At 50.6% G+C, this 2509-nt stretch carries 2 protein-coding genes; one reads left to right on the top strand and one right to left on the bottom strand.

Annotated features, from left to right (window positions below; translation table 11 throughout):
* The first annotated feature begins 644 nt into the window (after positions 1-644).
* Positions 645-854, top strand: a complete 210-nt coding sequence (locus tag EL22_RS00135) for an OB-fold domain-containing protein (protein WP_050049593.1) — start codon at positions 645-647, stop codon at positions 852-854.
* A gap of 464 nt (positions 855-1318) precedes the next feature.
* Here the strand turns inward: EL22_RS00135 and EL22_RS00130 are convergent, their stop codons facing one another.
* On the bottom strand, positions 1319-1615 hold the full coding sequence (locus EL22_RS00130; protein WP_343123171.1) for a MarR family transcriptional regulator: 297 nt from the start codon (positions 1613-1615) through the stop codon (positions 1319-1321).
* Between the last annotated feature and the right edge of the window lie 894 nt (positions 1616-2509).

Here is a 2509-nt window from a genome sequence, read left to right as displayed (position 1 = left end):
ACAGACTATCCGGAGTGCGTCCCGAAAAAGATACGTGCCTATCCTCGCAGAACTCGATTCCGTTACGAAGGCGCCGACGTTCCGTGATGTCGGCCCCGTCTGGACAACCGTGGACCCCGTCCGCACGCGAATGAGAACAGTCGACCACTGCAGGCAGGTTTCGGAACGAAAGCGACGAGTGCCGATGTTTCTATGGGTATTACCAACAAAGGTGCTCGAGAGGAGACGAACCACACGTAACAATCTAAGTATTCCTATAGGGAAGCAACTACAGAGATTCCACATATCGATTAGATTAGTCGTGTTCTATTTATGCAATATTATTTAGAGTCTCCCTCACCGGATACAGTAGATAGGTGGTTCTCGACCGAAATACCGTCAATTATCGGATAAAGCCGTACAATGCCAGATAAGAAAACAAAATGTGTGAATATTCTATATTTCTGAGTGTTTTAATAGATTTGATGCATTAAAGTTGGTTTTCTACTATAATACCCTATTATTCAGAGGAATAGTTTACGATCGTACTTCTGTAAGAGATTGGCCGAAAGTGGACGGRMTCKMWCCACTGGTATTACACGCGGGCTCGCTGTGCCGAGTGCGGATCGACGTCGTTCGAGACGTATTCGCTCGGTACTGGGCGCGTGCTAGCCACGACGACAGTCCACGCCACACCGCCGGGGGTCAGAGCGCCGAACCGACTCGGACTGATCCAGTTCGACGACGATATCCGACTCGTCGCGCAGGTAGACGGCCCCGAAATTTCGGCCGGCGATTCGGTCGAGTTCGGCGACATCACCACGCTTCGAGCCGGCGATTCACCCAGCGCCGGCCCGAGGATCCGTCTCGAGTAGCGACCCGGCAACCGCGTCTCTCGCTTGAGCGTCATTCGGTAGCATTCCTGATCTGATATAGTTAGTTCAGTGGCTGTTGGCGTCTCTGAGCGAAGTGATTATCGCGCTCGTCGTGTGTCCAATAGTGTACGTACTATCCAAGTGTCGCTCTGACGCTGGTCGGACTTCTACTCGTGAGGTGTGGGTCCGGTCAACCCGCACCTCGAGCGGTCGAAACTGCTTTTATTAGAATTCTACCGAAAAAGTCAATTTGAATCGGAATTGAATCAAGAGAGTAACCTCGGATAGCCATGCCTGTCGGCGAAAAACGCATCTCCGAGGGTATCGTATGTTTCAGTCGGTTATGCGGGTACGTAGCGATCGGACCGGTGCCTCGTCGCTCGAAGACTGCGATAAAAAGAATTAGCTATGACTCGAGGATAATTGTATTATATACCCAAGACTGGTTGCCGTTACTCTCGCTGTCACTGGCAGGCGTAGCCGTCCTCCGTGCACTGTGCGAGATCTTGGTGTACGAGCGAGGTGAGAATCGGCAGTAGCGTCAGTTTCGGCAGGTCTAGCATCCGCTGGAGTTCAGTGGTCGTCGCCTCCTCCGTCACGAGGAGTGCCAAATAAACGAGTTTGGCCTTGGAGGATTCGAGCTCAGATACTCCTGAGAACGCCTGTTCGGGAACCGCTCTATCGTGTGAAGCCGTGGACATCGTATCCAGCAAAATTGGCAACGGGTTGGTATATAAATTCACATTGATGGTCGTGTACACGATTCACGGTAGTTAGTACCAGGGAATATTCCTTGGTGCTATCCACGACAATACCGGAGGAGCGATGGATCGTAGAATTGCGCCGGTGTGAATATGGCGACAACGGAAACGTCGCTTTGCTCTGGAACTGACACAGCAGCCTTCGATGATCTGTACCGCGGTGGCAAACTTCACGAGATCACCGTTGTCTCTCAGTCTCTCGGCACTCAAATGCCATTAGAACTATTTACACAACATGTTCTACCTCAAATCCTCTCTTTAGTTACGCTCGAGAAACAACAACTTATTCTGCACTATATTGTGATAACAATATGAATGAAGCCTATTAGCCTCATTTCTTACATATATACTGGCCATAAACGAACAAATAAAAAACAGGATGGTTCGAATTCGATGCCGCTGTCTCCCCATATTTATGCTGACTCGCTGTTAGTCGATACGTGCTGTATACAGCGGAGTGTCCATCTGAACGGAACGCATCGATTCGAACTAGATCCCTGTCGAATCTCCGTCTTAATCGATGCTCTCAGATCGAACTACTGGGAATCTACTTTTAAATTTATCCGCGAAAAAATTCGTGGCCGCCGTCTCTTCGCGTCAGTGCGACGTGAACCGGTTTCGACCGGCGACTTCTCACTCGAGATTGCTCCCGACCTGCAATATAGGGACGTGTTCGGCCATACGAATTCGGGTTCTCTCTTCTGCGTGTGCGTAATACACTATCAATGAATCTCAATAGATCAACCGTCTTTCGCCTGTTTGCTGGACTCCTCGAGTGAACGGCTCCCATACTCGCGCTCGTTCTCCGATACGAGTGTAGATCGTCGTATTCTGCGCTGTTCAGGTGAGGCGGCGACGTCGATGGTCCGCTCGACCGGGTGTGCCCGTTCGGAG

The organism is Halostagnicola sp. A56 (assembly GCF_000691505.1).
GTDB lineage: Archaea > Halobacteriota > Halobacteria > Halobacteriales > Natrialbaceae > Halostagnicola.
This window is presented reverse-complemented; position numbering and strand designations above follow the sequence as displayed.